Consider the following 6,266-nt stretch of genomic DNA (forward strand, 5'->3'; position numbering starts at 1 on the left):
GTACTCTCCCTCAAGCAGAAAATATATTATTTACCTCTGTCACTTACGTCCCCCCTACTCCTCTTACGTCCCCCCTACTCCGTCCCCCCTACTCTGATCCTCCGCTGAACGAGATTGGCTTGATCTGGAGTCCGATGTACTTCTCCCCTGCCTTGATATAAAAGTCAACATTGAACAACCTATCCCACTCGTCAGAAGCCGGTTCTATTTTCACTCCGAGCTGGCGCTCCAGTTGACCATATACCGTTTTGATTTCAGTCATGTAACCATCAAACGTCCGGTCAATGACAAGCTGCTTCATGTAGGTTATGCAATCCTCTTCTGATACCGCCTCAACCTCCGCTGCAATCACCTCGGTTATCTTGACGTAGAGTTTTTTCCCGAGATCAACGATATGCTCTTCAGGCTTGACATGAGCATAGTAATACGCCCTCCACTCCTCGACTGTTTTGGGAGCGCACGCTCTGATAGACTCGGAAGTTGGTCCGACATTTCGCTTGAAATTAAGCTGAAAGCGGTTCATCGCGCTGTTCAGTATCCACTCTTTAGCCATTGAGTTGTTCTGACAGGGTTAGAAATTTCTCCTTCTGCTTGTAATCATAGCTGCTGTCAATGCCGACCAGCCTGCTTTTTATCAGATGCGCATTGACGAAGGTCTTGTTTTCAAGATAGAGGTAACAGAGAAGGTTGTTCTCGCTGTCGTATTTCATCCGGTCATACTTCATGAATATCCGCTTGCCCTGAATTTTCTCAACCAGATAACCGACAGCCCGGTCGTGCATAAAGGGCTCTTGCTTGATCCCAATCAGTTTCACCGTCAACCCGTTGGATAACCTTACCTTTTCGGGGCTCAGTATCTCCCTGACCGTAAACAGCTCTTCACGCTGTGCCGCACCGGCTTTATCAATCCGTGAACCAAAGGTGAGTTTCCTTGGATCAAGTTTTTTGTCAAGCTTGTGAGGGTCTGTAAAACGATAGGGCAGTTGTTCAATTGCAGCGGCAAAGTCACCCGTTACTGTGTCATGCAGAAACTCATAGGTTGTTCCTACAAAATCCTGCTGGTTGCTGTTGAGCTTTGTTTTGGCAATCTCGATAAACTCGGGGTTGATTTCATACCCGATGGAGTTTCGGTCAAGATTTTTTGCCGCAAGAGCCGTTGTGCCGCTTCCCATAAACGGGTCAAGCACCGTATCGTTCTGGAAAGCAAACATTTTAATAAGGCGGTGAGGAAGCTCTTCCGGAAACATGGCGATGTGACCATCCTGCTTTGCTCCGGCAAAGTTCCAGTGGCCTGAAAAATAGGTGTTCCACTCCTCCGTGGTCATTGCCGAGCGCTCTTTCTGTTCTTTGGTCGGCTTGGGTGCATCACCCTGTTTTTTGAAAATCAGGATGAACTCATAGTCAAGTTTGAGAATGCCGTTACGCGGGTAGGGAAAACTCCCCATAATCGAAGCTCCACCGGTCGTATTGGTCGTTGTGACCTTCTGCCAGATTACCGCACCCATGTAGTCCAGACCGATAGTTTCACAGAACTTGATAATCTCCGTCCGGATCGGAATAACCTTGTACCTGCCGTAATAGACCGAACGGGCAAACTGATCGCCGATGTTGATGCAGAGGCGGCATCCCGGATAGAGTACCCGCTCACACTCCTTCCAGACAAGATTCAGATTGTTGATGTAGCTTTCGTAACTCTCATGAAAGCCGATCTGTGTATCGGTGCCATAGTCCTTGAGCTGCCAATATGGCGGAGAGGTGATGACAAGGTGAACCGACTTGCCGCCGACAAGATTCATCTCGCGGCTGTCGCCATGTATTATAGTGTGCTTGGTCTTCAAGTGTTTTATTGCTTAACCATTTTCCAATAAATCCTTTACCGGTAATTGTGGTGCGTCGCCCAGATCACCGGCACTTTTCAAAAGTATAGCAATTTTCAGAAGAAACAGCGGATTTACCCCCTCCTGAGCCTACGAAATGATTGAGAACTCTGATGTGATGGTCAAATGAAGAAATTTACCCCTTGAACCTCTCCTCATTATGATATCGTAAAAACTCACTGTCAGGCAAAAACCGGCGCGGCAAAAGGATTTCCCTGCCATCATATTGCAGGAAGTATGCTTGAACTGAAGGGTTTTTCTTCTGCTCCTTGAGTATGTTTGAAATCCGGATTCTGTACTCTGGCGTGATGGTAATCAGCCCTGACTCAAAGGCTTTGTCGTGCAGGGCATTCATGGCGATGCCGTTCCTCGGGTTGAGCCGGTTCTTTGCGTCACTGCTCCACGGCTTGATATGACCAGCAACAAGCAGTTCACTGTTCTGGAGTCCGGTAATGCAGCAGGTGCTTTTGTAGGAGGATAGAACCATACTCCTGAAAAACGACTGATTCACCCTTGCTCGAACAATCCTCTCTCTCTCCTTTCCCTCTTTCGGCAGATCCTCTTCATTAATCTGGTTGATTTTCTCAACCGTAGAATGCTCAAACGTTGCCCGGAGTTTTTCGCTTTCAAACGGAAGCTCATCCCAGTTCTGGTAAAACTCATCCCAGATCACCCTATCCAGCTTACTCCCGTTAGGCGCACCTTTAATCCCTCTTGCTTGTAGAGAGGGATCTAAACTCGAAAAATTCCCCAGCTTGTACGACACCGCACCCGGAGTTCGGCCAATTAATGCTGCCAGCTTGATGATCTCTGGAGTTCTGCTGTCAAGTTGCCCAAAAGGGAGCTTGCAATAGAGGTTTATTGCAAGAATAAGTTCGTCTCGGGACCAGAGTTTCTCTCCTGCTTTCATGTGGGTACCGCTCTTAATTTGTTCCGCAATTCGATTACTTCGTTGGTCGGTGCTCAAAATCCTCAAGTACAACGTGTACATTCCGATTTCTGTGCGCCGTCCGCCTCGTCCCCAAACCGCTCACGACAATTTAGAGCGGCACCTGTAAAACACCTATATCCTTGAAAACAAGGGAATCACCGAGATAACACACTACCCAAGATAGGACTTCCCCGCCATCCTGAAAAACAAATTCCTGAACAGCATCTATTCATATTCAGAGCATATTCAGGGACGTAAGTGACGGAGGTAACAAAAAACACGAAGGACAATCCGTGATGCATCATATTCTGCCAACAGCCCAATCTTACGGAGCTGAACAGAAGAGCATAGCATTACAAAATGGTTCAGGCTTCAGGAATATGAAACTGAACAGCCGCCTGAAGGAGAGGGCGTGCGGTAATCCGGTAATTTGAAGCGGAAAAAGCTCCCGAACGCTTATAATCAACAGCAACAATGGCCAAACCGAAAAATTCGGCAAAATAGCTCATCGCCCGGTTGAGATATACTGTACTGAGGGAGTCGATTGCAGAGCAATAGCTTTTTGGCGACACTTCGTTGAGCAGTGCCGGAAATGCCTCCACAAAAATACGGGAGTAAAAATCCCCTGACCGCTCCTGAGCGCCATATTTATTCAACAGGTAGAGCGTAAAAAGAAATGAGTCCTGAATAAACGGCAACTCATCCGGCCCTCTGTCATGCCAATTGAACTTTTCAACATAAGCCCTGAACAAAACAGGCCAGATACCGGCAAGCCCCTCGTTCTTCTGCACTGTCCGGCACTTTTTGGTAAGCATAAATTTACCCTTGAATTTCCTGACCAGTCCTGCCAGTTCGGCAGTAAAGCGGGTTATATGAAGTTCGGGGTACTCCTCCTCCCTGTTCAATCTCCATCCCAGGTTTTCCGGACCATGGGTATCCCGACCTGTAAGCGCAATGGCAATATCTCGAACAACTTTTTGCGGCAGATTACCGGCAACGGTCGCCTTGAGACCCTTCTCTCCAATTGCTTCGGCCAATGCTTTAAAAACAGATGTGACGGGAGAATCGGGCTCGAAGGGCAGAACAGAAGCAAAGGTTGCCAGATTGTTTGAACCAAAAGGGAATGCCAGAAAACGATGCATCTGTTCAGGTGACAATCCGGCAAACTCACTAAGCGAAGTCCGGTTATTGGTCACCATAAGCTCCTGCATGAACGCCTGAGCCTCCTCCAGCGAAGTGAATTCACCACCCTGAAATGAAGTAGAGAGTGCTTCCCTGATTCCCCGCTCCGGTAGAGACGCATGATGCAGCTCTTCGCGATAGCAGCACTCTTCAAAAGATTTTCCGCTGCCGCAAGAGCAGGGAATTGTATGATAAACATTACCTTCAACCATAACCGATTCTGTTTTATTTTCAGAGCAAGATATGAAATTCCTGAACGGCATTCATCGGCCAACAATAACAAAGCATATTCAGGGACGTAAGTGACTGAGGTAACGAAATAACATGAACGGGTTATAACTCAATTCCGGAACGGTGTTTATTACTGTCAGAAACCGGGAGATCTGAACGGTCAGGTCAGGTGAGCTGTGCTGCACTTTGTTTCAGTCCGTTAAAAATTGATCCACAAGGGCTTGGAGTGTATTTAACCCCGTTATGAAATCCGGCGCTTCTCCTTCCGCAGCATAGGAAACTCCTTTGACGAACAAATCATATTCGCGCGGATATTCCTTATCTGAATTCAGGATGCTCAACATAAGCTGAAATTTCTCAGCCATTGAGTAGGCTGCAAACTCAGGATTTTTTCTCAAACGGCCTTCATCTTCAAGCATCGAGGCTGCAACAAGGTCAACAAAATTTTCATCAAAAAGGGCCAGCTTTTTGAGCAATGCCAGATCATGAATATGCCGTACAAGAGCTCGATCATCATTTTCACTACCGCGGATTCTGGTTGGAATTCGCCATGCAAGCGCACTCAGTTTATCGGCGGCACTTTCAACAGGATCGATAGACTGAACACTTTCAGCTTCCGGAGGGCTTTTGGTGATGGTATTCACGAAGGAGGAAACGGGAAGTAAAATCCCTTTGCGCTGTGTAGCTTTGACTGATATTTCTATCTGGACATGAGGTCGAATTGCGACAGGGGTAATAAAATAACTTGGATAGTCGAACTCAATCACGATGAACCGGTTATCATTCAGGGCCGTAATATGATGGTTCTCCAGGGAAAATCGTTCAGGCACAAATGCTGAATCACTTCGTGCTTAAACCTGGATAAAAAGCTGCGGTTTTGATGATCTTTCGGCGCAATAACCCTGAAATCCACATCTTCAGAAAAACGCTGGATAAGGTTATGTGCTTTTGATAAAGCAGTTCCTCCCGTAAAGACAAATGTAAACCCCTCATATTTAAACTCAAACAGAGAGGAAATCACTTGCGTGACAAACCAATCCTTCTCGACAAATGCAGCATCAATCGCTTTAATTTCTGCGACACCTTCAAAAACTTTCTGTTCAGGCCGCTCGTTCATAGCTGATATAAGCTCCCTGATAACCAAGCTTGCGACTGACACGGCCCCTTACACCGATTAATCGGCCTGTAGGTACCTGCGTTGTCTTGCCTGCATTATAGTCTTGCTCAAGACGGGATGGCACAGTCTTGATTCCCAGGCGCGCAAGCGCTTCTTTAGCCAATACCGGTAACGGCGCCACGGGAACGATTATCCCGTTTATGGGTGACGTTTTCGCCTTTGCGTAGACACCATAACCAAGGCGGATCAGACACCCCTTTTTCGTCAAATTTCTGAGCGCCCTTCCCACCTGATCGTAGTCATTACTTAAATCTTTAAAATCATCACGAACAAAAACAGCGCATTTCTTTCTCGCTATTCGTGCCGTAATCCGGGACTCAATACTCCTGTATCTGCTCATTAAACAATGTACTTTAGATGCACATAAATACGACACCTTACTTATGCAAAAATACGACACTTTAGGTATAACAACAAGCCTTTCTTTTTTTGCCGGTATTCATGCAACATAACGAGATGAAATTGTGGGACGGAGGTAACGAAACACAGGCAGGACAATCCGGGACGACATTCATTGCTGTCAGAAACCGGCGAATCTGAACGATCATGAAAGCTGGACTGCGCTATGCTTCAGGCCTTTAAAAATCGAATCGGCTACCTGTGCCGGAAATCCGGTTGGCCATAGCCATTTTAACCCTTTGAGAAAAGATTCAAATATAACCCGCAAGGTATATTTCAGGAATATACCCTAAAAGGGATACAGGAATACCATACCTGTTCGTTTCAGTCAAGAGCGAACAGCATAACATTTCAAAGGCTTCGGGAGCTGAAAAACGGGTCGACCCGGTGCTCCGTTTCAGAATGAGTAGGCCCTATGTGTTAATATAGATGTCGCGTCCAACAAGGAGGCGAATTATGGAATATTCAA

General features: G+C 46.6%; 6 protein-coding genes and 1 pseudogene. All 7 read right to left on the reverse strand.

Features of this window, described 5'->3' with window-relative positions:
- Positions 1-106 precede the first annotated feature (106 nt).
- Positions 107-553: pseudogene (locus tag BOO20_RS00060) on the reverse strand (MjaI family restriction endonuclease); the annotation flags it as partial.
- A complete protein-coding gene (locus BOO20_RS00065; RefSeq protein WP_076788992.1) occupies positions 546-1,796 on the reverse strand; it encodes a DNA methyltransferase in 1,251 nt (416 codons plus the stop codon). The pseudogene BOO20_RS00060 and the gene BOO20_RS00065, both read right to left, overlap by 8 nt.
- 217 nt (positions 1,797-2,013) lie before the next feature.
- Positions 2,014-2,787, reverse strand: coding sequence for an HNH endonuclease (locus tag BOO20_RS00070; protein ID WP_076788994.1), 774 nt, complete (start codon positions 2,785-2,787; stop codon positions 2,014-2,016).
- Positions 2,788-3,173: 386 nt separating this feature from the next.
- Positions 3,174-4,202, reverse strand: a complete 1,029-nt coding sequence (locus tag BOO20_RS00075; protein WP_076788998.1) for an SEC-C domain-containing protein — start codon at positions 4,200-4,202, stop codon at positions 3,174-3,176.
- 210 nt (positions 4,203-4,412) lie between these two features.
- On the reverse strand, positions 4,413-4,988 hold the full coding sequence (locus BOO20_RS13200; RefSeq protein WP_158068716.1) for a nucleotidyl transferase AbiEii/AbiGii toxin family protein: 576 nt from the start codon (positions 4,986-4,988) through the stop codon (positions 4,413-4,415).
- A 17-nt stretch (positions 4,989-5,005) separates the two neighbouring features.
- Positions 5,006-5,338, reverse strand: coding sequence for a nucleotidyl transferase AbiEii/AbiGii toxin family protein (locus BOO20_RS13205; RefSeq protein WP_076789003.1), 333 nt, complete (start codon positions 5,336-5,338; stop codon positions 5,006-5,008).
- Positions 5,322-5,738, reverse strand: coding sequence for a DUF6088 family protein (locus BOO20_RS00090; protein WP_076789006.1), 417 nt, complete (start codon positions 5,736-5,738; stop codon positions 5,322-5,324). Before BOO20_RS00090 ends, BOO20_RS13205 begins: the two co-directional genes overlap by 17 nt.
- Positions 5,739-6,266 lie beyond the last annotated feature (528 nt).

Source organism: Chlorobium sp. KB01, from assembly GCF_001975465.1.
Lineage (GTDB): Bacteria > Bacteroidota > Chlorobiia > Chlorobiales > Chlorobiaceae > Chlorobium.

Bases quoted from the DNA above. Each gene is read 5' to 3' on its own strand.
- BOO20_RS00065 (WP_076788992.1), bottom strand. From the start codon at position 1,796: ATGAATCTTGTCGGCGGCAAGTCGGTTCACCTTGTCATCACCTCTCCG.
- BOO20_RS00070 (WP_076788994.1), bottom strand. From the start codon at position 2,787: ATGAAAGCAGGAGAGAAACTCTGGTCCCGAGACGAACTTATTCTTGCA.
- BOO20_RS00075 (WP_076788998.1), bottom strand. From the start codon at position 4,202: ATGGTTGAAGGTAATGTTTATCATACAATTCCCTGCTCTTGCGGCAGC.
- BOO20_RS13205 (WP_076789003.1), bottom strand. From the start codon at position 5,338: ATGAACGAGCGGCCTGAACAGAAAGTTTTTGAAGGTGTCGCAGAAATT.
- BOO20_RS00090 (WP_076789006.1), bottom strand. From the start codon at position 5,738: ATGAGCAGATACAGGAGTATTGAGTCCCGGATTACGGCACGAATAGCG.